We start from the raw sequence: 24816 nt of genomic DNA on the forward strand, positions 1-24816 counted from the left end.
GAGTTGATGACAGAGCAAAAATGTAAGACGGACAGAGTGAAGAGGGAAGACGTGCCAAGGGACTCAGGGATTCAGGACTAAGAAAAGTCGATCGCCTAGGGGTTAGGCACCACGACCACCGGGACACACACGACTCGCAAACCACTACCGTAGTAAAAGTAACCGGCTGCATTGAAGTAGTCACGAATAGCACTACGACAGTACCTTGGATCGGCGAACCAGGAGCCACCGCGCAGTACTTTTCGATTGATTCTAGAGTTTGCATTCACCCAAGCAGTACCATCTATTGGCGCACGGTCATAGTTATCATGCCAGTCATCTTGACACCATTCCCAGATATTGCCGTGCATGTCGTGTAATCCCCAAGCATTAGTAGGAAAGGTTTGTACTACGGTAGTTGATCGATAATAAATACCTTTAGGCCCCTCATTGTAGCCATAGGTCCCATCGTAATTAGCCAGCTCTGAGCTGAGAGTTTCGCCAAAATAAAAGGGGGTCTGAGTTCCAGCTCGACAAGCATATTCCCACTCGGACTCACTGGGGAGACGATAACGTTGTCCAGTCTGCTTAGAGAGTCGTTGACAAAATTCTATGGCATCAAGCCAACTAATTTGCTCGACGGGTAAATCATCGCCTTTAAAACGTGAAGGGTCAGGATCTAGATCACGTTCAAAAACTGGATAGCTTGCAACCACCCGCCATTGGGTTTGTGTAATGGGATAACGCCCCATGAAAAATTGAGAAACGGTTACCTGACGTTGGGGTCTTTCGCTATCTTCGCTTTCAGGTTCATCTTCTGGCGCTCCCATGAGGAAAGTCCCGGAAGGAATCAAGATCATCTCTAATTCCACATCATTATCAAGAGGTTCAACATAGCCTTCTGCCTCACCCTGGCGGCGCTGAATTACCCAGTCATTGCCGTTACGATTTAGAGTTGCGAACTCAAATTTGAACATATTTTTCAAAACATCCTTAATCTCTATGATAACGGCACTTTCATACTCCAAAACTTTCAGAGGAGGAAACCCATCTGGGACATCTTTCTCTAATTCCTCTAACTGCATTGCCCCCGCCATTGCCCCTATAATCAGTAGCGGTTCAGGACGGGGTGCCAGGGCAGCAAACTCATTCCCCAAGCTACGCAACACCGTCCCGGTCACTCTGGCAAATGCTTGAAGAAACGCCCCTTCTTCGGGCTTAGCTTGCTGGGGATAACGCAAAAGGGCTTTAAATTGCTCCATCGATTTCCCCAAGCGCCGGGCAACATAGGCAGACACCTGTTCAATAACATCCACCGTCTCCAACAGGTCTGTGTTCTCCAACAACTGTTGCCGGACGGATTCACTCCGCACCTGATACAACAAAGATTCAGCATTTTCCAGAGTCGGGGTGACTGAACCGACCCGCGTAAACACCCGACTCATCAACACTTCCGCCACATGAGCTGGATTGGACTGAGGCAACATCGATCGCTGAATCAGACGCACGATGGGTAGGTTAATAACCGGAGCAGCGGCCAATAAGCTTGCTAACCTCTGCGCTGTGGGAGATGCCGTTAGCCGGAAAAACTCCAGGGGGTCCCGTTGGGGAGAGGAGTTAGGGGTGCGTTGAAGCGGTTGACAATCGCCTTCATCCCAAGCAATTCCAGCTATCCGGGCCCGGCGATCGCCCACGGCAACTCCAGCCAAATCCGAGAGAATTTCGGGGTCGAGGGTGATGATGGGTAGATAAATTTGGCTCGGGGGACGATGTTTGGGATGGATGATCTCGCGATCCCAATATAATCGCGGTCTGGGGGTGAGTTCATTACTAGCCAGTCCCGACTGTTTAGCGTCGAACAGTACCATGGTTGCCCGAGCTAGGGCGGTGCGAGACCACAACCGCTCGGGAAATACCTGTAAGAGAACGGTCAGGCAATGGTCGGCCCAGACGGCCACTACATCACGAATTTGACCTTCATGCCAGGCAGGAGCGACACAATCACTCACAATGAGGATCAGACGACGGCGATCGCCCGTCAAGAGTTCACGGGGATTATGGACGGTTCCATTGCGCGATCGCAATGTCACTCCTCCTGAAGCGTCATAGTCAAAGAACCACTCTCGTAAATCCCGAAATTGCCCATAGCGGGAGAGAAGCTGCCGTAAATCTTTGGCAAAGCGTCCCCAAAGACACATGGAAGGACTGCGGTCATAGACCACCACAATATCGAGCCATAACTCTAATTTCGCTCTGAGAACCGGTTGCCACACTCCCGTATCAGCAATCTGGGCAACGGTCGCTCGTTCATCCACAATCTCGGGCTTACCCACCGCAATCTTATGGGCTAAGGGACGCAAGGCCCGCGCGTATTGTAGAGTCTCGGGAATTGCGGCGGGATCAGGAATGGGAATGGGTTTGTAATGGCCTTCGGGGAAAGGGGGAAACTCCTCTGACTCTCCTGGCTGGGGGACAATCTCGGTGGTGGAACCTGGGTCTTCTCTACTGTCATTTCCACTATCCTCTTGCAGGTTATCCTCCCCTCCATTCCGGTCTGACTCAGACTCCTCAACCCGCTCACTGTTCACCTCTACCGTATGGCGATCGCCCTCAACAGAAAGTTGACCCGCCAACCAAATCGCCTCAGCAATCTCGGTTCCGGTTAGGTCGAGTCTCTGTCCTAAGACTGAAATCAATCGTCGCGTCGTCAGTTTGATAGCTAGTCCTCCTCACTAAGTCCCTTTAATAACAACTCTTTGAGGCCATCTCGCTCATCAATATCCGGTCTGACGTCCCGCGTGAGCAGATACACAGCATTGAGGAGTTGGTCAGTCGCAATATCAGCCGTTTCTTGTCCCCCCTTGGCAATGAAATTATCCACAATCTCGCCAATTTCTGCCTCTAGTCGCTGCCAACGCTTGGCATCCTGTCCTCGTTTCAGATGCGCTTCCACAATCCGCTCTAATGCCCCCTTATTCTGGGTCGGGTCAGGCATTCTGAGGCGTAAACAGCGGCGTAGAAAGGCTGGGGGAAAGTCCCGTTCCCCGTTACTGGTCATGACGACGAGGGGAAATTGGTAGCAAAAGACCCGACCTTGGGAAATGCGTGCTGGCACATCTCGATCTGCGGTTGCGACGTCAACGGATTCCTGGAGTTCGTCTTGACGGCGGACCAGTTCCGGGATGTGATAACGACCTTCTTCAAATAGTTCTAGAAGGTCGTTGGGTAGGTTGATATCGCACTTATCAATTTCATCAATCAGTAGCACCCGAGGTAAAGCCGAGGGGAGAAAGGCTGTTCCCACGGGACCGAGACGGATATAGCTGCCAATGGGTTTTTCGCGTTTGAGTTGAGCGTCTTGGAGACGGGCGATCGCATCATATTGATAGAGCGCGTCATCGAGGAGCGATCGAGCATTGATCGACCACGACAAGACAGACCCGAGTTTCAATTCATAGGCGATCGCATAAGCTAGGGACGTCTTACCAGAACCCGGCTTTCCGGTCACCAGTAGCGGTCGCCGAAGATAGAGGGCCGCATTGACGGCATTAAAAATATCGGCATCCTTCTCCTCAATACGGAAACTTTCCCCCCGTTCTTTCCCTCGGCTGTCGGTTTCCGCCAAGTCCTGAATTTTCTCCCAACGGCTTTCACTGCTGTCTTGATGGTTCTCTTGGAACTCTTCATCGGGCATAAACCGCCGCCAGGCTGGGGGGTCTGGTAACTCAGTCAACGGACGAGAGCGACCATTACCTAAAAAGCGTTTCCATTGTTGATCAGTCATGTCTGTATCGGTCATAGTCTCCTCGGGAGCGTCAACTAACCCCAACTGAAAAACTGTTCTTCAGACGTTTCCGCCACGGTGGGGAGATAGTTTGGGTTTTCGTAAAAAACGCCAAACGGGATAGAGTCGGAACCGCGACGTTCGCTGCGAACTCGGTCCAGAAATTCCTCATGACAGCAATCCGTGAGTCGGGCAAAGGTTTGGGCGATCGCATGAGGTTGGAGACAGTCGTCATCAAGCCAGAGTGCTAGAGGAATACCCGATTCAATGAGTTTATACCATCGCTCGACAGCAGCTTGATGGGATCTGAGCCATCCTCCCCAACATTGCACCGCCTCATAGGTTTCCCAGTCGTCTTGAGCCGATTCGCTCGTAATCAGCCAATTGAGTTCCTTCAATGGTCTCTGGGGTCTGAAGAAACGTTCCCAGCCATGCTTAAGTTGATTACGCAGGTGGGATCGCCGGGGATAGTCAGGATTCACCCGATCCGAACAGCCAATGACAATGGGGTGTTGACTCGGGAGTGGACTGGACTGACCACACCATCGGGTTAATGGAGATCCCAACGTAGTTGTGGGTAAGGATAAACTAATCCGAAGCTTCCAGGGCCGAGGGTCATAGCGCCGATCAATCTTTTGTTCAGCAAAGGCCACAATTTTATCGAAAAACCTTGGGAAATCTTCAATCGAGACTGAACAGCCTTTCTCAGCCAAAAATTCTCGCCCTAGTTTTGATCGCGTGGCTTCACTGTAACAGAGTTCTGGGACGACTCGAAATTTTGAAGTATCTTGTAAGTTTGGAAATGTACCAACAATCAAATAAGCAAGTCCCATTGGAGAAGACGAGGAAGACTTAATCGTTGCAGGACAAGGAGATTCTAGTTTTTTAGATAGCTCCTGAATCCTTAACTCGATCAGACCTAATCTATCCAAAAAATTTTCTAACGAGGCTCTATCTTCCTCTAATTTTGATTTGGTGTATCCCGAGGTTTTAATATCTTTTTTTGGCGAAGTTTCTCCAGAAGTGTATGTAAAATTTTACTGGCGTTTAGTTCTATATCAAAGGATAAGATAGCTGGAATCAAATTTAGAGTGGCTTTGAGTTTCGTGGAAGCGGGTTTCTGAGGCTCATTAAGCTTGTCACGAATCTGCTTCAAAATTTCAACGACCTCCGTCGGTAATGGAGAAGTCCTCTCAATGTCCTTAACAGCCGCTTCAACATCTTTTAAGGACTCCTCCGCAGCTTGTTCATCCTCATCATAGACAAAGACTGCATCTTGGGTCATAAGCTCCCAATACTCTGCTTCATACTTTTGAATTTCTGGGAGTATGTCCCGTTTAAGCTGTTGCTTTAGGGAAAATTCTTGGCTTACACCGTCTGCTATAATTAATTTCTTCTCAAAATTAACACGTTTTTCATAAAGCAATTCCAAAATTTCTTCTAAGTCTCTCTGACGCTGCTGATTCATGATGCAATGTTAAGTCATGTAAACAGAGGAGTGATGGATGGGAGCCGCCCTTCTCCAAGAGTTGAGTCACCTCACCCACCTGACATTATACTAGCATCGGGGAGCCAATTCATCCAGATTTCAGTCCAATGAGCCAAGCAAAATCCAATGAACAATCTCCGCGAATGCTTCGCGACGGAATAATGCAGGGGATTAGCCCAAAAATTTCCATTTTTCAGCATAAACCATTGCAAACTGGAGTCTAATCTTCAATTTCCCAGATTTTCACCGTCGTATCTCTACTTCCGCTTGCAAGAGTCTTCCCATCTGGACTAAATGCGACAGAATAAACTGGACCTAGATGGTTGAATGTTTGTCGCACTTCTCCAGTTGCAACATCCCAAATTCTGATAGTATTGTCATCACCGCCACTCGCAAGCAGTTGACCATTTGGGCTAAAGCAAACCGAGAAAACAGATCCGGTATGTTCTGTGAAAGTCTTGACAATTTTTCCGGTCGAGATTTCCCATAAAATAATGGGTTGTTCCGCCCCACCGCTGGCAATAATTGTTCCATCTGGGTCAATAGTAACGGAATAAATTGCGCCAACCGACGAGTCAAACCAGGCAACTAGAGAACCGACGAAATCTTCAGGAGACGGTCGATTAAACGTCTTCAGCAATCGAGCGTTACGCCAATTCCAAACTTTAATTGCACCGTCAAGTCCACCGCTGACGAGATAGCGACCATTCTGACTAAATTCAACTGAATTGACATCCCAGCCATGACCTTTGAGGGTTGTCTCAAGTTCTCCGGTTCTCACTTTCCAGAGTTTAATCGTTGCATCAATGTTTCCACTGGCTAAAATTTCTCCATCGGGACTGAAAGCAAGACAGCTAGACCTTAAATTTATTAGATTTCCTCCAACATTTTTTTTAAGCTCTCCGGTTTGAACGTCCCAAATTTTGATATTACTGCTACCCGCCTCTAAATTGCTTGCAGTTGCTAGGGTCATTCCATCAGGGCTGAATTTCACTGATAGAATAGGGCTTGAATGGCCGGTTAGGGTACGGAGAAGATTGCCAGTTTTTAAGTCCCAGAGATTAACAGTTTTATCAGCACCGCCACTGGCTACAATTTGACCGATGGGGCTAACGGCAACAGATTTGACTAACTCTGAATGCTTCCGCAGGGTTTTATTCTGTAGGCTTGACTGTTGAGTTGGGGAGTTACTATATACTGGACTCAATAGCTGCTGATACTCAGCTTCATAACGTGCAATTTGAGGTTTTATTTCATTATCAATACGATGTTGGAGTTCAAATTTGATAGTAGGACTGGAAGCTACCACCAGTTCTCGCTCAAGAGCGGATAGTTTTTGATGAAGTAGCTTGAGTGTTTCTTCTATATGTTTTCTACGCTGATTCATGGGTCAGACTCCCTATAAAATTTGAGCTAAAATGGGTCTGAAGCCTCCGTCCATGTGGGGGGGCGACCACAAGGGTTCGCCCCTACGAAATTGGGTTCAGTTCGGTTTAAAAGGGTAGCCATAAGGGTTCACCCTAGTATAAACCTTATGATTCCGTGTGAACTCATCCCAATCAGCGAGATAAGTCGAAACGCCTGATTTAGCAGAGGTTAAACAATGGATACCATAAACGCCGATCGCCAAATCGTCCAACAGGTTATCTCTCACTATGCCAAACTTCGTCCGTCTCATGGTCAAATTCGATTGGAGACGGTATTTGACGAAAAGCAAGATCGTTATGCACTGATGCAGGTGGGTTGGGACCGAGGTAGACGAGTCCGAGGCAATCTCATCTATATTGTCCTGCGCGACGGCAAAGTCGTCATTGAATATGATGGGATGGAAGCCGGAATTACTCAAGACTTGATTGAGCAAGGCATTCCCGAAGAACGCCTGGTTCTCGGGTTTTTGGACGAGTCCCCGGTGACCCTATCCGCATAACTTACCATTTCCAAGAGTCCCGGCCCCCCTCCTAATCCAGAGCCTGATACAACGCCATATTCTCCGATTCATACTGCGATCGCCACGTCTCCCAAGCCGCCTCAGCCTCCGGTTCACCGACTTGTCCTTTCCCCAGCAGAATCACCCCATCACCCCAATCCAAAATCCCATACTCCCCACTCTCACTCAAACCTTGCAACTTCGGAACCATCACCGCCAAACGAGCGCGATCATGGCGGAACGCCACTTGATAGGTTTGCAAACGCCATAAATCCACCAAAATATACTCCATCCGCTCGACAACCCCTGCATCCGTCAACAACTCCATCTGGGGAAAGCGCAAAATCTCCCGACGACTGGACAAATGGGGAATAATATAGGTCGTCGCCGCCACACCCGCATCCTCGGGAACCTGGGCCAGCAGCGGATAGATGGCCCCAGCATGACGCCATTGGCGAGTGATGGGAACATGAACCCAGGGGTCAATGGAATCGGGAATCAGAAACGATAAACTGCGGTTGGGGTTTCCGCCAATGGTCACCATCACTGAGAGGGTTAGACAGAAAACCCAAAAGCGGCGAATGTTGGGAGTTTTGAACACCTGCGGACGCACGGACCACCAAAGAATCGCCCCATAACAGAGTCCCGGAACCACCGTCATCGCATAGCGGATATTAATCGCTAACACCGACTGTCCCTGAGCTACAAATAGCTTAAAGAGCGGAAAACCGGCGATCGCCCAGGCCCCACCGGAAGCCGCCGGAACAAAGGCAAAGGGAAGCCACTGTCCTAATAAATAACTCATGGTGCGGCCAAAAGGGGTGAAAATCTGCCCAATCAAATGAAACGGCTGACTCAGCATCCCCCAGAGAATCTCTAACGTGGTTGCACTGTCTCCCTCAGCATATTGTCCGAAGCGTTCCATCATAAAGCGTTCGGAAATATCCTCGGAAAACAAGGGCATAATCAAATTGGTCAACCCCACGATGTAGCCAAACCCCAGCAGGCACACCACCGCTCCCCGCGCCGGAAACCGACGACTCAGCAGCATATAGGCCCCCACCCCAAACAGGCCAATTCCTGAATCTTCACGAACCAGCAGGATGGCGATCGCCACCGCCCAAAACAGCCCCCACCAGCGTTTCTCCATCGCCAACAGCAGGGTGAAGGTAAACAGGGGAATCTGACAGATATCATGGAAATTCGCCCAAGTTGGCCCCAATACCGCATTGGCGCAATAGAAGCTGAGGGTAATCAAGGCCGCCAGAGGCGAATCGAGGTGTTGTCGCGCTAGAACATAGAGAACCAATCCCGCTGCGGTGACAAGAATGACTTGTAACACCGTCAGCGTCACCGGGGAGGGAAAGAGACTGTAAATGGGAAGCCAAAACAGTAACGCCGGGGTGAAATGTTGTCCCAGGCGTTGGTAGAACACCGTCGGGAACTCGCCCTGGTGGACCACATTTGTGGATAACGCCGAGGAGAGGGAACTCTGGAAAAACCGTCCCTGGCTGTTATTCCAGAACACTTGGTTAAAAATTCCCTGGTCGTAAGAGGCGTAGAATGTGTAGTAGCGATGCAGTGTAATGGTGAGACTCACCAAGAAAAACACCATCGCCGCTGCGATCGCGACTCGAAACCAAGGATTTTTGAGTGACGTGACTCCCATTGGGCTTTTTTTTAACATGAGTGGCTAGACCTAAGGACAGATAGAGAGCGCGTTTAGGGCGATCGCCCCCAACCCTAGCTCAAAAAATTATCCCCCAGTTGTGATCCCAGTTGGCCCTGAAATCTAAAGAAGATATTAAAGTAGAAGGGAAATGCGTCAAAATTAAGCTAAGCCTCTCAGTCAACTGTCCCCCCACCCTGATGTCACCAACCTATGCTGATGCAGCAAGAGATGACATGGTAGCATCTCCTAACTTCAACACCTATCCCAACGCAGTCTTACAACTGCTCCTGTTTGTCGATCGCCGTTCGAGTTCCCAGGAAGAACTCAAGCGCATTCGCGGCTACCTCGACAGCGTAAAATCCGATGGCAATTTTGCCCTAGAGGTGATTGACGTCAGCGAACAGCCCTATCTGGCAGAACATTTTAAACTCATTGCCACCCCAACCCTGATCAAAGTTCATCCCGAACCCCGGCACAGCCTTACTGGCAGTAACCTGGTGTCTCAATTGGACCATTGCTGGGGGAAATGGCAACAGTCGGCCCATGAGTATAGCGATCGCTGTCCCACAACTATTCATGACGGCCAGGGTTCCGTCAACTCCTGTTTTCCCTCCATCGCCACCTCCTCAGAAATTATCCAACTCTCCGACGAAGTCTTCCGCCTCAAACAAGAAAAAGAGGAACTGCAAGAGCAACTACGGTTCAAAGATCGCCTCATATCCATGTTGGCCCATGATCTACGCAACCCCCTCACCTCCACCTCCATCGCCCTAGAAACCCTCGAAACCCTCAGCCGTCCCGACAACGCCGACAAACTCAAAGCCAACCCCAACCTAACCGATCGCCTGCTGCAACACGCCCGCACCCAAACCCGGCAAATCGAGCAAATGATCTTCGATGTCCTCGAAAGCGCCCGCAGTCAAGATGGCTACCTCTCGATTGTGCCGCAACAGATCAACCTTGCCGAACTCTGCCAAGATGCCCTCAATCGCCAATGGGAGAACTTCGAGACACGAGGCTTAACCGTCCAGACTGACTTACCCCAAGACTTACCCGACGCACACGCCGACGCCAACCGGGTGCGACAAGTCTTAATGAACCTCCTCGACAACGCCGCCAAATACACCCCAGAAGGAGGAACCATCTCCCTGGCCTTACTCCATCGCACCGCCCAGAAAATCCAAGTCAGCATCAGCGACACCGGCCCCGGCATCCCCTTTGACAAACAACAGCGAATTTTCGATGATCGCGTGCGCCTCGAACGGGATGAACAAACCGATGGCTATGGCCTGGGGTTATCCCTTTGTATGCGGGTCGTGCGATCGCACTACGGACAAATCTGGGTCGACTCCCAACCGGGACAGGGGAGTACCTTTCACTTCACCCTGCCCGTCTATCGCCCCTAGGGTTAACCCTTAGCCACCCCTTTACCAAAGAACTTCGGCGGCTGGGCCTTCGTATAGACTTCTGTCTCCCGTTCAATCGCCTGACGCAGATGTAGCGGCAGAGAACTCAGGCCCAACCAGGTAATCCCATCAAACATCCGCAGGCCCCCCGTTGTTTTTTCAGCCAAACAACGGTCAATCTCCTCAGCAGAAGCCTTAAACCCCTCCTGAGACGCCAACGCAAAGCCCCAAGGAGAGGCATAGGTGGGAACATGGGAGTGATAGGATTGCACCTGAGGAAAAATATCCTTCAGGGTATTGACAATTCGCGCATGAAGCTGTAACTCTTCCGGTGCAACGGGTCCCGCCTGAACCACAAACTGGCCCTGGGGGGAGAGAACATCGCGAATCTGTTGAAAATACTCCTTCGTAAACAATTGGAACGAGGGGCCTTCCTCAATCGGGTCTGAGAGGTCCGAAATCACCACATCCCACTGCACCTGAGTCTCATCGAGATATTGCAGCGCATCCCCAATCACCAATTCAGCGCGGGGGTCATCAAAGGAGTTTTGGTGCATTTCCGGCAGATGTTGCCGACAGGCCGCCACCACATCCCCATCAATATCCACCATAACCGCCTGTTCCACCGTCGTCCAGCGCAACACTTCCCGCAGGGTGGCCCCTTCCCCGCCGCCGAGAATCAGCACCTTGCGGGGGTTCCCGTGGGCCAAACAAGCCGGGTGAACCAGGGGTTCATGATAGAGAAATTCATCCCCAGTACAAGATTGCCATTTTCCATCGAGAACCAGCGCCTTTCCATAGGCCCCAGTTTCCACGATGTGCATCTCCTGATATTGGGTGTGTTGGAATGCTAAGAGTTTTGTCACCCCATGAATGTAGATATCCCAGGGGGTAATATACTCCGTAATCCAGAGGTCAGCTTTAACGTCACTACCTGCCATATTGATTGACTCGTCCTCGCCGTAGGTTGCGAAATTTGCAGACGTATCAGTCTATCATGGTTTTCCCCAAGGCGTGAGGTTTTTGAAGGTTTTCATCCAATCGTCGTTTTACAGCGTTACCACCAATCATTTTTCCTCACGGTCAGCTGCAAAACTAAGACAAGCTTTAATATCTTCTGAGGTGAGTTCTGAGAAATCTTCTAAAATTTCTGTTTCAGTCATTCCACCTGCTAGATATTCTAAAATATCATAGACTGTGATTCGCATTCCTCTAATGCATGGCTTGCCACTGCGTTTTCCAGGCTCAATTGTAATAATGTTTTGGTAGTCCATAATGTTGCAGTTGATAGAAAGCTTTGTTTGAGGTTGTTATATCATTAATAACTTGGAGTCATGGTTCAGCCTCATGAGAAAATGCCCCATGGGTTTCCCCACCATAGCGTTTTCTCCCTAGGATTATCCACTTATGCTTGGGTTGAGTTCCTGATAATTTGGAGGGATTTGATGGTGGCTCTCATGGCTTTGAAGCCTCATAAGACCCTCTATTTTTGATGGAGCTTAGGCGCTCTATCTCTGATACGGTAACAGTTATAGCCACCTTATCATTCTCTCAGCTTAATATGCAAAGCAAAAATTTTCGTCGAAACTTATAAAACGGTCAGTAAAATTGCTTGTATCCCTTGCCAGATAAGAGCTTCCGGCATTTATTCTACATACCAGGGTCGGAGGAGCCGAAAATTGTTCCTCCCAAAGACAGATGCAAGTGGGTCTAACTCCTCGGTTACAGTAGAACCACACCGCCTAATTTGGTACACCCATGACTTTACCTACTGGAAAATCGGCTTCATTTTGGATTGATTCAACGCCAACCTCTACATTTTCTCCTTTTATTAATAATCTCGTGGTCGATGTAGCGATTGTTGGTGCCGGAATCGCTGGACTGACCGCTGCAACCCTGTTAAAGCGTGCGGGTAAAACTGTTGCGGTGATTGAGTCAAAACGAGTTGCCATGGGTGTGAGCGGTCATACAACGGCAAAGGTAACTTCCCTGCATCAGTTAATCTATGCCGATCTAATTCAGCAATTGGGAGAAGACAAAGCCCGCCTGTATGGAGAGTCTAACCAAGCAGCAATGGAGCAGGTGGCTCAACTGGTTAAAGAAGAACAAATTGATTGTGATTTTAGCCGTCAAAGTGCTTACACCTTTGCGGATTCTCCAGAACAGTTGAGTCAAGTTGAAGCTGAGGTGGAGGCGGCAATTAAACTGGGACTTCCCGCCTCATTTGTCAAAGAGACCTCACTCCCCTTTGCCATTGAAGGAGCGGTTAAGTTTGAAAATCAAGCCCAGTTTCATGTCCGTAACTATTTACTCCATTTAGCTGAAACAATTCCCGGTAATGGTAGCTATTTGTTTGACGATACGCGAGTGGAGACCGTTGATGAAGACAGCCCTTGTCAAGTTAAAACGACCAAGGGGGTACTTAAAGCCAAAGATGTCATCGTCACCACAAATTTACCCATTCTGGATCAAGGACTGTTTTTTGCGAAATCCTATCCGAAACGTTCTTATATTGTCGCCGCTTCGATTGATCCAGCCAAAGCACCTGATGGTATGTTTATTGGCATCGGGAAGCATTCTCGATCGCTACGGACAACGCCCTACAATGACGGTGTACTCTTGCTGATTGGGGGCGAGAGTCATAAAACGGGTAAAATTTCTCAGACAGAGGAACGGTATCTGCCGCTAGAAGAGTATGGTCGCACCCAGTTTGGCATAGATACCTTCGACTATCGCTGGTCAACTCAGGATATGGTATCTTTCGACAAGTTACCCTACATTGGCAAGTTGACCCCGTTCAACAATCATATTTATGTTGCCACGGGATTTAGTCTCTGGGGTATGACCAAGGGTACCTTATCGGCGATGATCCTGTCTGATCTGATCTTAGGGAAATCCAATCCCTGGGCAGATCTATATGATGCCACTCGTGCCACTCCCTTTGTCTCAGAAACCTCGATCAAAGAGAATCTGGATGTGGGTAAGCATTGGATTGGCGATCGCTTGAAGGGATTAAATAACTCCTCTTTTTCTGATGTTAGCAACGGGGAAGGGAAATTACTCACCCGTGATTGGGACAAAGTCGCTGCGTATCGAGATGAACAGGGTTCAATCCATGCAGTTTCCGCCGTTTGCCCTCATTTAGGCTGTATTGTTAACTGGAATAGTGCTGAGAAGAGTTGGGATTGTCCCTGTCACGGTTCCCGCTTTAGCTGTGATGGACAAATTCTCCATGGACCAGCGGTTAAGGAACTGGAACGGATTGAATAACTTGCTTGGGATTAGATGGCTGTATCTCCATTGTGCGTAGTGGGAGCATCTTGCTCTCCTTAGTCAGGGAGAAGACTCATGAATGCTGGGCTAAGTTATACCATTTTTCGAAATGCTTGCTATACATCCGACACCGAGGAGGGCGACCACAAGGGTACGCCCCTACGGACATCTATGGCACGACTTCTGAAAATTGGTATTACGTCTTGTCGCTGCTGTTGCAGGAAGGTCAGGAAATTCTCATCCGAACCGCCTTGGATTTCCGGCCTCGCACTTTCTCTAATCTGACTTAGTTTCATGATGAGTTTCAACAGAGTCTCGAACTTTTTTTCTGTACTCAGGCCTTAAATACCTCTCGTTGTCTAAGCAATCAATTACAGATATTCCCAACTCATACATGGCTTCAAAAGCCGCATTCTCATATTTATTGTACTCAGTTATATCCTTAATTATATCTTTCTGTCCATGCGCTATATTATTTCTTCTGTTTACTAATGTTCTAAGTAAAATCTCATGTTTATCTACTATTGAGCATGACAATCCAGCATCTGTTGAGTTCTTTTTAAGCAACACAGGCTTTAAATTGCTATCTGCTTTTAAGCGAATCTTAAATTCAACATTATCATTCGTTAACGCTGGAAGCTCGTTTGAAAAAAAGTTCCAAACTTCATCTGGCGATAAATCACCCCCAAGCTCTTTAAAGCGTTTTCTTAGTGATAGCTTTATGATTTCCTCACAACATTGATTGCGCTTAACATTTTGCTTTTGAATTGTATCGAGGTATAAATCCCATGCAAATCTGCAAAAACCTTCATAATGAGCATATAGGAGGGTTGTTATGGCTCTCAAGAGAGCCTCATATCTTACAGGTTTCTTAGCTCGATCAGTTGTTATGATTTGACTTTTAATTGCAGCTAGTTCCGCTTCTCTCCAGTTCAGATCAGCCTCAATTTCGCTCGCCCAATTACTCATGAAAATCAGTCCGGAAGCTGAGCCAAACCGTCTTGAATATATCTAATCCTATTAGAGAGCTTGGTTTTCGTGCCAGCTCCAGGACCAACATTATCTTTAAATGTTTCTGATTGGACGATCTTAATAATTTCAGTCCTAACCAAAGAATCATCCAACGTATGTAGTTTTTCTAGTATCCTAAATACTCCAATGGTAACGGCTTCAAAGTATGCAGGAGCCAAAGCACCAATTGGTGATTGATCGCGATATCGGACAAAAGCACCACTGCCAAGAATTTGGCTTAAGTAATCAAATAATCTATTAAAATCTTGCGTTTCAGCGGAATAATCAAATTGTATTTTTTCCAGTAAGATGTCTTCCATGTATGTGTCTAACCAATCTCTCACGCTTCCTCGGAAGAGATCTTGAGCATTTTTAGCGGCAAAAAATCTTAAAACAAGCTCTTCGTCACCCTTTTGTTCTTTTTCTAATTGGGATAATGTATCTATGCAAGTCCTAAAGTTTGGATAGGAGGATTTTTCTTGTAGAAATGTATAAAATTTTATACCTGACTCACCCAGCATCCTAGAAGAACAGTTGCGGATTTCCTGTGGCGCTAGAATCGATCCCCCAGTATTTAACCTTTTGAACATTGCATAACGGAGAAATGACTTGCTTTGCCGTCTAATAATCACTGTTCTTACAGAGGATCTTTTTATCCTAAGCTTAAGTCTCAACGGCAAATCCTCAAATGTCAGATTATTCAATTCTGAGATTTGATCACAACCCTCTAACGTTAGAGGGTTTAACGTTTCTCCCTCCACATCAGTAAAATCTAGCACACTAGCATCAATGAATTGAATCACAGAGCTAAGGCGCTGTAAGCCATCAATTAATTCCAAAACACCATCTGAGTTCTCAATCGTAAATATTTGTGGTATCGGCAACTCAAGGAGTATCGATTCAATCAAACGAGACTTTTGTTGATTGGACCATCTGAACAATCTTTGATATTCGGGTTGAATAATGAGTTCTTTCTGAGAATATAAGTTTATGATTTCTCCGAAGCTAAGATCAATGGATTCAGTGCGAACTTCACCAATTTTGATATCTATTTGTTCGTCTATTAATTCCGTCATATTAGTCTCGCTTTTTTAACTTCTACTGCTAAGCGAAAATTAAACCTCAAACATTTAATGTATTATCCCGAATCCGCCGTGAGATGAGGGAGTCATGGAGTCATACAGAATCTGTACAAAGCGGGGTTTTCACAACTCGATTTCCCATTATACCGTGAATGCCATCTAACTCCTGCCAGCCTTGTACCGTCAAGCGATCGCAATCTAACCCCGGGACTCTGTTACCCGCAACTGCCAGATAACACACCGACGGGGGAACTGTCTAGAGTTCAGGCGGGCCAGGCCCACCTGAATCTCCAACATGATGTTAAGCGTCGTCGAGGGCAGCAATCCCCGGCAGAACCTTCCCTTCAAGGAGTTCTAAACTGGCACCGCCTCCGGTGGAAATGTGGCTCATTTTCTCAGCCACACCCACTTTTTCCACAGCCGCCACCGAGTCACCACCGCCGATAATCGTGATGGTTCCTTTCTCCGTTAAACCGGCTAGAGTTTGCGCGATCGCCTCAGTCCCTTTAGCAAACTTATCAAACTCAAACACGCCCATCGGACCATTCCAAATCACCGATTTGCACTGTTCCAATGCTGCTTGGAACGTTTTAATGGAATCAGGACCAATATCTAAGCCCATCCAACCATCAGGAATCGACTCAACGGCAACCGTTTGGTCATTGGCATCAGGGGCGAAGTTGTCCGCCAAAACCACATCGGTAGGCAGCAATAACTCAACCCCCCGTTCCTTGGCTTTGGCTTCGAGGGACTTAGCCAACTCCAGTTTGTCTTCTTCCACCAAAGACTTACCAACACTCAAACCTCGGGCTTTGTAGAAGGTGAAAATCATACCGCCGCCGATGAACAGCTTGTCCACCTTCTCTAACAGCGTATCAATCACCCCAATTTTACTGGAGACTTTCGAGCCACCCACGATCGCCGCCAAAGGACGTTGGGGATTCTCAATGGCATTTTGCAGGAATTTCAGTTCCTTCTCAATCAGATAACCCGCCACACAGGTATCCACATACTTCGTCACCCCTTCCGTGGAGGCGTGGGCGCGGTGGGCGGTTCCGAAGGCATCATTGACATAGACATCGGCCAACTCTCCCAGTTGTTTGGCAAACTCAGGATCATTGGCTTCCTCTCCAGCATAGAAGCGGGCGTTCTCCAGAAGCAAGACATCCCCATCGGCGAGACTGTCCACAGCGGCTTTCACCGCATCACCGACACAGTCATCGCACTTGGTGACGTTCTTACCCAGTAATTCCGAGAGACGCACCCCAACCGGAGTCAGACGCATCGACTCATTCACCTGGCCTTTGGGGCGGCCAAAGTGACTGATGAGGATGACTTTCGCGCCTTTACCCGTCAAGTCGAGAATCGTGGGGAGGGCAGCGCGAATCCGAGTGTCATCGGTGATTTTACCCGTATCATCGAGGGGGACGTTGAAATCCGCACGGACGAGGACACGCTTGCCAGATAACTCGGCTGAGGACAAATTTGCTACAGTTTTCTTAGACACGTATTATCTCCTAAATTCTTAATGGCTAATTCTCGACGGCTAGACATGACCGTAGGCCTCGATCCCATGGGATGTCGAGGCTCAGCTTGAGACTTGCAACCGAGATAATTCTACCAAAGCCTTGTCCGTCTCAGGCATCGATCGCTCCAGTGGGAACTTGCAAACTATGAAGTCTAGGGGGCGATCGCCGGATAATCTGAGACAATTAGGCCTAGGGGTGGATTGACCCTGGCCCCCAACTCAGGGGACTCACCCCGAACAATCGGGTTCACTAAAAGAGATGACCATGTTTAAAAGTGTATTATTCCCGGTCGATGGTAGCCGCGAATCCCGTGAGGCGGCAGTTGTTGTCGCCGATATCGTCAAAACCTATCAAGCTAAACTCACCATTCTCTCAGTGGTGGAACCTCCCGAAGAAGGACAAGAACCAACACCCAACAACTCCCCCGAGGCCATTGCCAATCTCCTCAAAAGCGCCCAGGAGGTGTTTGCCCAGCAAGGTATTGAAGCCGAGGCCGTTGAACGGCAAGGGAAGGCGGCGTTTACCATTTGCGATGTGGCCGATGAACTGGATATGGATTTGATTGTCATGGGCAGTCGTGGCACCGGCTTAACCGATGAAGGGGCCGCTGAAAGTGTCACGAATCTGACCATCAATCTCTCTCCCTGTCCAGTCTTGGTAGTTCCCTAATGGCGGCAATTCAATGGTACCCGGGCCATATCGCCCGGGCTGAACGGCAACTCAAAGAACAACTCAACCGCGTCGATGTGGTGTTGGAGGTTCGCGATGCCCGCATTCCCCTGGCCACCCATCATCCTCAGTTAGAGGGCTGGTTGGGAGACAAGGCCCGTGTCTTGGTTCTCAATCGTATGGATATGATTTCCCCGGCGGTTCAGGAGGCTTGGGAGTCTTGGTTTCGCGATCGCGGCGAAGTGCCCTATTTCACCGATGCCCGTCAGGGGAAAGGGGTGTCTCAGGTGGCCCGGGCGGCGGAAAAAGCCGGTTCTGGGGTTAACGAACGGCGCATCTCCCGAGGAATGCGCCCTCGCCCCATTCGGGCCGTGGTGATTGGCTTCCCTAATGTAGGCAAATCCGCCCTTATTAACCGCCTCTTGCGGCGTAAGATCGTCGAAAGTGCTAGACGGGCTGGGGTGACTCGCCAGTTGCGCTGGGTGCGTTTGAGCGATCGCCCCGGCAAATCCGCCAATCTGGAAATCCTCGATGCCCCCGGTATTATTCCCTGGCGCTTGGATAATCAGGATAATGCCGTCAAACTGGCCATTTGTGAGGATATCGGCGAAGCGTCTTATGATAACCAGCGAGTGGCGGCGATGATGGTGGATTTGATGACTCAGTTACCGGAGTTAGCCGGCCAACAGCCCCCCTCAGAACTGCTGCGCGATCGCTATGGCCTGAATCCCCAGGACATGACTGGGGAGTCCTATCTAACTCAATTAGGGGGCGATCGCCATCAAGGGGATATCGAACGGGCCGCCTGTGAACTTCTCAATGATTTCCGCAAAGGAACCCTTGGCAAAATCCCCCTAGAATTGCCGGTCTGAGGGGCTTCAGACACCCGGCATCTGTCAAAACACCGGGTGTCAGGATGGCCCTAACCGTCTTGCTGAGTCAGAATCCGTTTGGCCAGCTTATCGGGGACTGGTTCGAGGCGATCGTACTGCCAGCGATAACTGGCCACCCCCATGGTGGCCGATCGCAACTCCACAATCAGATCCTGCATTTCCGCCTGAGGGAAATAAGCCGAGATTTTATCCCAACCAGGCCAGCCCTCATACCCCTCATAGCCCAGAATTTGACCGCGATGGGTGCTAATCACCTGTAACACCTTCGAGGTAGACTCACTAGGACTATAAATTTCCACCGACAAAATGGGTTCGAGGAGCGTTGGTTGAGATTGCACCATCCCCGCCTGCATCGCCACCCGGGCTGCCTGTTTAAAGGCCTGTTCCGAACTATCCACCGTGTGATAAGACCCATTCGTCAGCGTCACCGCCACATCCACCACCGGAAAGCCTAACGGCCCCTGGACTAGATACTCGCGCACTCCCGTTTCCACCCCAGGGATATATTGCTTAGGAACTGCCCCCCCGACAATGGTTTCCCGAAACTGGAAGCCCTCACCGCGAGGAAGAGGGGCAATATCTAAATAAACATCGCCAAACTGGCCATGACCGCCACTTTGATGTTTATAGCGGCCGTGAACCGACTCAACGGCCTGACGCACCGTTTCTTTATACTGAATCTTGGGCGGCCGTCCCGTCATGGGCAAGTTATATTTACGCCGCAGTCGATCCAGGGCTACCTGAAGATGAATCTCACCCTGGCCCCACAGCAAAATTTCATGAGTCTCACGATTTTGTTCCCAGGTGAGGGCGGGATCTTCTTCGACGAGTTTCGTCAACGCCCCACTGACTTTTACCTCATCCTTGCGATTCTCAGGGGCGATCGCCAAACCATAGACTGGCGGTAAACTCTCCGCCCGAGGTAACTCCAGAGTTCCCTGAGAACTGAGAGTATCCCCAGTTTGAACATTCTCCAACCGTCCCAGGGCCACAATCTCGCCCATCTCGGCCGTTTGAACATTTTTCTGATCCGCCCCCATCAGACGATAGACCCCCCCTACACGGGTATCATTGAGGGTCATCCCTTCCGTGAGAGTTCCATTCCAAACCCGAACCAGGGATTGTTTGCCGCCCTGGGCCGTGTAATAGGTTTTGAGAACCTGGGCCATGACCTCATTGGAAGCCTTAACCCCCCGTCGCTTCGCGGTTTCCGCCGGTTCTGGGGTTTCCTTCGCCAAAGCATCCAGGAGATGACGAACTCCGTAATCTTCCGTGGCCACCCCCATGAACACCGGCACAATGAGATCCGCCGTCAGTTCCTGTTTCATATCTTTGATAATCTCCCCTTGGGAGGGATCGATATCCTCTAGGAGTTCTTCAAGGAGGCGATCGTCAAAGTCCGCGAGGCCCTCTAGCATTTCTTGACGGGCCGCCTGTTCCTCAGCTTTCAACTCCTCCGGGAGAGGAATCGGATCGGAGGGGGCCCCAGGATGGTATTGAAAAGCCTGTTCACTGACGAGATCAATAAATCCGCTCACCTCATCCCCCTTGCGGATGGGATATTGATGGGGAATTAGCGGCCGGGAGGACACCGTTTTTAGGGCTTGCAACACTTCCGTAAAACTGGATGTGGCCCGATCAACCTTGTTGATGAACAATAAATGGGGAATTTTCCAGTCATCAAGCAGTTTGAAGAGGGGCGCCAGGGTCAAGACTCGGCTGACATCTGGCTCACAGACAATCACCGCTGATCCCACCCCAATCAAAGCATTGGCCGTCTCTTGGGCAAATTCAATGGAACCGGGACAGTCGAGGAACGTAAACTGAACCTCTCCATGCTGGGTATAGGCCGCCGAGACTTCCACACTCATGCTGCGGTTCTGAGACTCGGGACTGTTATCACCGATGGTAGTTCCGTTCTCAACGGTTCCTTTACGGGAAATCGCCCCCGTTACCGAGAGGATACTCTCTAGGAGCGTGGTTTTCCCACTCAGGTAGGGGCCGACGATTGCGATATTACGCCAAGGGGAGGATTGGGTAGGGGTCATAGGTCGTATCAATGGGGAGACCGTTTCATTTGATTATGGAATGGTCTCTCTCGACGTTCCCGGATTATTTAGAAAACTTTTAGAAACTCTCAAAATTGTTAAGATTGGATAAGCTAAAACAGAGGCAAAAATTAGACGCTGCCTGCCTTTTGCCCCCCCTGTCCTCAGAGGCTTGCGCAGTCCTGCTGTCGCGGAGTCGGGTCGCTCGATCCTGTTGACCTGAATTCAGGATGAGGCCCAAGAGATGCTGGGCTGGACTGCGGATTGCTCATGAGAGGGGGAATAAAGAGCGTGACTCGGTAATTTCTGGCCGAGGCTCAGGTTGGATATCATGCCCTGAGATGGGCGTATGACGGTCAATTGTTTTCGGTGACCTCTGGATGGTTTGATGATTTAAACTGGTAGAATACCCTGATAGGAAACTGGATAAAAAACTAGCAAAAAATGCGATGTTTTCCCAGTTTCTGTTGTAGTCTTACAAACCGATAACCGGGAGGAAAGACTCTCCCGACTGATGCTGATGAGCATCCGGTTGAAAGCGGCGGCGACCACTGCCCCGATGGGGTTCGACTTCATCTTTCTGCTCAGTTTGTGCCGAGAGAAAGCCGCGAAAGGCGACTTGCTCAGGGTTGGCTTCTTCAGCAATTTCAGGGACGGGAGCAACGGATGAGCTTAATCCCAAAAGCAAGGCCGACAGAACCAAGGAGTTACGCATAATCGGAAAAACCTGTCTCAGGTGTACTAATACCTGTTACAGATTTCCGAGGTTGCTATCAGGAGAAAATTCCCTCAAGTCGTAACCATTGTCCTGAGGCGTTGAACCGACCCCAACCAGAAAGGAGTTGGCCCTGGGGGTAACTTTGCAGTTGTCGATCTACGCTGGGGTGGAGGGTAACCAGCTTCCAGAGGCGATCGCCCACCTGGAGTTGATACTCTTGGGGGCCACTCACCTCGAAGCGCCCTGAAATGGCCTCGGCATCCGGTGGCCGCCGCATGACGGTGGTTTCGGCTGGATGATAGCCGGTGACGGGATACTCGTCGGGATGGTTGAGATAATACCGCTGCCAATGTTGCCAATCGGGATTCTCCAGAAGGGCGTTAAATAGGGGAATCACGGCGGCGGGGGCTTGTTGATCGCTCAGGAGGGCATCTTGCAGCACGCGAACGGGCAACTCCCGAGGCTGACAACGACGCTGAACTGAGAGGGCGGCCGCCAATCCTGCTGCTTGGCCAAGGTTCATCACCAGGGGCTGGAGGCGGGTGCAACCATTGGCAATATGGGAGACGGAGATATTTTTTTCACAGGCTAATAAGCCATCCATCTCAATGGGAATTAGACAACTATAAGGCAGGGCAAAGGGCGTTCCTGTCCAGCGCCCTCCCCAACGTAGGGATTTGGGCTGGACGGGGAAGTCCCAGTTGGGATAATGATGATCGTTGGCGTAGTTACCAATGGCGATCGCCTCAACTCCTTGCTCACCCAGGGGGAGGGGCGCGACTTTCCCGCCGAATTGGGGTAACACATCCGGTTCACAGACGGTTTTGACCCCCACCAGACGACGACTTTCGCGAAAGTAGGGATGTAAGGCTAATCCTGATTCTGCCTGGGGGAAGAGTCCCTGGGCGAAGCCATAGCGTCGGCCCAATCGCCGTTGGAGGAAGCGGGCAAAGCTCTGAGTTCGCCATTTGGCTTCTTGTAAACAATCGCGACGGGCTTGGGGAGACTCAATCAGCCGTTGTAGGTTCACACCATAATCGTTGCCATGCTGGGGCCAATTGAGCATGAAGCGATCACCCGGAAGGCGACCGTAATTGAGGAATTTCTCCACCCCGTAATTTTCCCAAGCCCCGAGGAAGTCTGAGGCCACATCAATAGGCGGAGCGGGAATTGCCGGGGCCACGGCTCCCTCGCCGTAGTCTTGTAGCACCCCCACCCAGGTCATGGCCTGTACCGGATAGCGAGCGGTTTGGGAGTTCGGGGTTTCCGGGGCGCTGGGTTCCTGGAACTGCGATCGCCATTCCCAACCCCAGCGATGGGGAATCCCCGCCAGGGCCAGGAGATCTCCTAATTCTGTGCCATCTAAAATGATCTCGGCGGTTACATCAAAGTCTTGAAACTCAACCTCCCGCAGGCGATTGTTCTCAAGTCTGACCCCTTGGGGCGTTTGTCCCCAAATACAGTGTAAATTGGGCAAGGCCTCCACCCAATCTTGAAAAATCTTCGCCCCAACGGCGGGATTGAAGGTAAAGAAACTCACCCAACCCCAATCGAGTCCCCCCGGTTGACGTTGTTGTAATTCCCGCAAAAACTGTCCCCACAGGCCCGTCTGTAGGGCCAGGAGTTCGTTCCCATCGGGAGCACTCACCCCAGCGGCGGTGAGCATTCCCCCCAACCAGGGAAATTCACTGACTAATAGGGTATTGACCCCCTGTCGCGCTGCCTGAATTGCCGCCGCTGTGCCTCCGGTTCCCCCTCCAACTACCAAAACATCCACAGAATGGCGATCGCGTATAACGGACATAGAGCAGGGAACAGGGAATAGGGAACAGGGAACAGGGAACAGGGAACAGGGAACAGGGAACAGGCAATAGAAAAAACGTAGGGGTGGCGCGCCCTTGGCTTAGGACGGCTCAGAGGGTTGGGAATGGGGGGGCAGACTGGGGTAAAAACTAGCAACCAGGGCTAGGCAGAGCCACCAGAGGGTGTTGATTTGGGGACGATACCATACCGTATCAACGAGGCCATGGGCCATAAATCCAGCTAAGCTGGCCACCGCCGCAATCAAAATAAAGGCATCAGGATTGGCCTGACGACGCAGCCGTTGTAGTTGGATTAGGGCCTGTTGAACGGTCACCAGCAACAACCACAGGAAGGCCGTCAGCCCCACTAACCCAGTTTCTACGGTAATCTCTAACAGCACGGAATAGGCACTTAGGGCAGTGTAGCGGGGGCGCATATAGAGAGGATAGACCTGATTGAAGGCCTCGTTACCGGGACCAATTCCTAAGACGGGATGGTCGCGAATCATCTCGATGACCGAGGTCCAGACGTTGATGCGGAAGTTGTTGCTACTGTCGGCCCGGCCAATAAAGAGACTAGAGACGCGATCGCGAATGGGGGGAACGGCGGTTACGGCAATGAGGAGAACGGCAACAGTCCCACCCAAGACGGCGGGAATGGCCCAGTTTCGCCAGGGCCGAGGGAGGCGATCGCGCCAGCCATACACCATTAATAAGGCGAAGACAAATAAGGTGGCCGCCATGCCAATCCAGCCCCCTCGACTGTAAGTTTGAAACAGCACAATGCTATTCAACGCGAACATCACTAGAGCCAATGCCTTACGGGGCCAGCGTTCCCAGGCAAAGACCGCTCCTAAACTCAGGGCGATCGCCGGAATCAGATACCCCGCCAAGAGATTAGGGTTCCCGAGATAGCTATATACCCGTGTCACGTTCGCTGAGGCGGAGGTGGGATCGGTCCAGGTGGCTAAGGGAGTGGCCCCAAAGAAGACTTGACGCATCCCATAAACACTTACCACCAGGGCCGTATGGAGGTAAACGGTAATTAGGACGGACCGAAGTTTTTTAGACCTGAGGACTCGTGCTGCGAGGGCAAACACCACCAGAAACAGGGTTAGTTTAACCCAGCCGCGCATCGCCTGTTCCGGAACCCGTGACAGAGCCGTGGCGAGACTGGCCACCAGCCAATAGAGTCCCACCCCAATATGAATCGGGGTTAGGGCAATGTCACTATTATCGGAGAGGACCAACAACAGCAAAAACGCTGCACATAGAGCCAGAAGAACCCCAATCAGGGTCGTTGAAACAAACGGTGCGAGGGCAAACAGAACACTCAACACCAGTACGCCGAGACTGTCGGCCCATTGCATCAACCAGCTTCCTGTTTTCCAGGCCCCCAGGGAGCCAAACAGAAGACGGCAGCCGTAACTACCGCTCTGCCAGCGTTGGGGTGACCATTGGGACAGGGTTAAAGATGTCCAAATATCGGTCATAGAAAAACGGGGAGCCGATTGATCTCCCCAAAAGGGTCACA

At 50.2% G+C, this 24816-nt stretch carries 20 protein-coding genes; 5 read left to right on the top strand and 15 right to left on the bottom strand.

Translation table 11 applies throughout. The features are described from left to right. Nucleotides 1–95: 95 nt before the first annotated feature. From L855_RS22020 to L855_RS17970, 5 genes are all read right to left on the bottom strand, one after another. Nucleotides 96–2675, bottom strand: coding sequence for a formylglycine-generating enzyme family protein (locus tag L855_RS22020; RefSeq protein WP_246199024.1), 2580 nt, complete (start codon nucleotides 2673–2675; stop codon nucleotides 96–98). 23 nt (nucleotides 2676–2698) lie between these two features. Next, nucleotides 2699–3778, bottom strand: a complete 1080-nt coding sequence (locus tag L855_RS17955) for an AAA family ATPase (RefSeq protein ID WP_219729947.1) — start codon at nucleotides 3776–3778, stop codon at nucleotides 2699–2701. 20 nt (nucleotides 3779–3798) lie between these two features. Then, on the bottom strand, nucleotides 3799–4596 hold the full coding sequence (locus L855_RS17960; protein WP_159790331.1) for a VMAP-C domain-containing protein: 798 nt from the start codon (nucleotides 4594–4596) through the stop codon (nucleotides 3799–3801). Nucleotides 4597–4724: 128 nt separating this feature from the next. Next, entirely contained in the window at nucleotides 4725–5231 is a 507-nt protein-coding gene (locus tag L855_RS17965) for a hypothetical protein (RefSeq protein ID WP_159790333.1), read from the bottom strand. Between the two features lie 241 nt (nucleotides 5232–5472). Further along, nucleotides 5473–6639 (bottom strand): WD40 repeat domain-containing protein, encoded by a 1167-nt coding sequence (locus L855_RS17970; RefSeq protein WP_159790335.1) that lies wholly within the window; start codon nucleotides 6637–6639, stop codon nucleotides 5473–5475. 216 nt (nucleotides 6640–6855) lie between these two features. On the opposite strand from L855_RS17970, the gene L855_RS17975 reads away from it, so the two are divergent. Beyond that, complete coding sequence (locus tag L855_RS17975; RefSeq protein ID WP_159790337.1) at nucleotides 6856–7179, top strand: XisI protein; 324 nt, start codon at nucleotides 6856–6858, stop codon at nucleotides 7177–7179. Nucleotides 7180–7210: 31 nt separating this feature from the next. Here the strand turns inward: L855_RS17975 and L855_RS17980 are convergent, their stop codons facing one another. Next, entirely contained in the window at nucleotides 7211–8848 is a 1638-nt protein-coding gene (locus tag L855_RS17980) for a DUF2079 domain-containing protein (protein WP_159790340.1), read from the bottom strand. Nucleotides 8849–9048: 200 nt separating this feature from the next. Here L855_RS17980 and L855_RS17985 point away from each other — a divergent pair, with 200 nt between their 5' ends. Next, nucleotides 9049–10257: a histidine kinase gene (locus L855_RS17985; RefSeq protein ID WP_246199052.1), complete on the top strand. Its 1209-nt coding sequence runs from the start codon at nucleotides 9049–9051 to the stop codon at nucleotides 10255–10257. 2 nt (nucleotides 10258–10259) lie between these two features. Here the strand turns inward: L855_RS17985 and speE are convergent, their stop codons facing one another. Both speE and L855_RS17995 read right to left on the bottom strand, forming a co-directional pair. Next, nucleotides 10260–11198, bottom strand: coding sequence for a polyamine aminopropyltransferase (gene speE / locus L855_RS17990; protein ID WP_159790342.1), 939 nt, complete (start codon nucleotides 11196–11198; stop codon nucleotides 10260–10262). A 126-nt stretch (nucleotides 11199–11324) separates the two neighbouring features. Then, nucleotides 11325–11531, bottom strand: coding sequence for a DUF433 domain-containing protein (locus L855_RS17995; protein WP_159790345.1), 207 nt, complete (start codon nucleotides 11529–11531; stop codon nucleotides 11325–11327). Nucleotides 11532–12015: 484 nt separating this feature from the next. Here L855_RS17995 and L855_RS18000 point away from each other — a divergent pair, with 484 nt between their 5' ends. Further along, a complete protein-coding gene (locus L855_RS18000) occupies nucleotides 12016–13527 on the top strand; it encodes an FAD-dependent oxidoreductase (protein ID WP_159790347.1) in 1512 nt (503 codons plus the stop codon). Between the two features lie 279 nt (nucleotides 13528–13806). Here L855_RS18000 and L855_RS18005 read toward each other — a convergent pair whose 3' ends face one another. The 3 genes from L855_RS18005 to L855_RS18015 all read right to left on the bottom strand — a co-directional run bounded on the left by L855_RS18005 (nucleotide 13807) and on the right by L855_RS18015 (nucleotide 17130). Further along, the gene (locus L855_RS18005; protein WP_159790349.1) at nucleotides 13807–14499 is read right to left on the bottom strand and encodes an MAE_28990/MAE_18760 family HEPN-like nuclease; all 693 of its coding nucleotides are present in this window, start codon (nucleotides 14497–14499) and stop codon (nucleotides 13807–13809) included. Between the two features lie 5 nt (nucleotides 14500–14504). After that, nucleotides 14505–15617: a DUF262 domain-containing protein gene (locus L855_RS18010; RefSeq protein WP_159790351.1), complete on the bottom strand. Its 1113-nt coding sequence runs from the start codon at nucleotides 15615–15617 to the stop codon at nucleotides 14505–14507. Nucleotides 15618–15924: 307 nt separating this feature from the next. Then, nucleotides 15925–17130, bottom strand: a complete 1206-nt coding sequence (locus L855_RS18015) for a phosphoglycerate kinase (RefSeq protein ID WP_159790353.1) — start codon at nucleotides 17128–17130, stop codon at nucleotides 15925–15927. A gap of 286 nt (nucleotides 17131–17416) precedes the next feature. Between L855_RS18015 and L855_RS18020 the strand changes: the two genes are divergently transcribed. Together L855_RS18020 and ylqF are read left to right on the top strand one after the other, a co-directional pair. Further along, on the top strand, nucleotides 17417–17821 hold the full coding sequence (locus L855_RS18020; RefSeq protein ID WP_159790355.1) for a universal stress protein: 405 nt from the start codon (nucleotides 17417–17419) through the stop codon (nucleotides 17819–17821). Continuing rightward, nucleotides 17821–18693: a ribosome biogenesis GTPase YlqF gene (ylqF, locus tag L855_RS18025; protein ID WP_159790356.1), complete on the top strand. Its 873-nt coding sequence runs from the start codon at nucleotides 17821–17823 to the stop codon at nucleotides 18691–18693. The genes L855_RS18020 and ylqF overlap by 1 nt, the downstream gene beginning before the upstream one ends. 50 nt (nucleotides 18694–18743) lie before the next feature. Here ylqF and L855_RS18030 read toward each other — a convergent pair whose 3' ends face one another. The 4 genes from L855_RS18030 to L855_RS18045 all read right to left on the bottom strand — a co-directional run bounded on the left by L855_RS18030 (nucleotide 18744) and on the right by L855_RS18045 (nucleotide 24775). Continuing rightward, a complete protein-coding gene (locus tag L855_RS18030) occupies nucleotides 18744–20762 on the bottom strand; it encodes an elongation factor G (protein ID WP_159790357.1) in 2019 nt (672 codons plus the stop codon). A gap of 475 nt (nucleotides 20763–21237) precedes the next feature. Continuing rightward, on the bottom strand, nucleotides 21238–21477 hold the full coding sequence (gene patX, locus L855_RS18035) for a heterocyst-inhibiting protein PatX (RefSeq protein ID WP_159790358.1): 240 nt from the start codon (nucleotides 21475–21477) through the stop codon (nucleotides 21238–21240). 58 nt (nucleotides 21478–21535) lie between these two features. Next, nucleotides 21536–23284 carry an FAD-dependent oxidoreductase gene (locus L855_RS18040; protein WP_159790359.1) on the bottom strand — a complete coding sequence of 583 codons (1749 nt, stop codon included), beginning with the start codon at nucleotides 23282–23284 and terminating at the stop codon, nucleotides 21536–21538. A gap of 99 nt (nucleotides 23285–23383) precedes the next feature. Then, entirely contained in the window at nucleotides 23384–24775 is a 1392-nt protein-coding gene (locus L855_RS18045) for an IctB family putative bicarbonate transporter (RefSeq protein WP_159790360.1), read from the bottom strand. Nucleotides 24776–24816: the final 41 nt, after the last annotated feature.

Source organism: Sodalinema gerasimenkoae IPPAS B-353 (assembly GCF_009846485.1).
In the GTDB taxonomy this organism is placed as follows: domain Bacteria; phylum Cyanobacteriota; class Cyanobacteriia; order Cyanobacteriales; family Geitlerinemataceae; genus Sodalinema; species Sodalinema gerasimenkoae.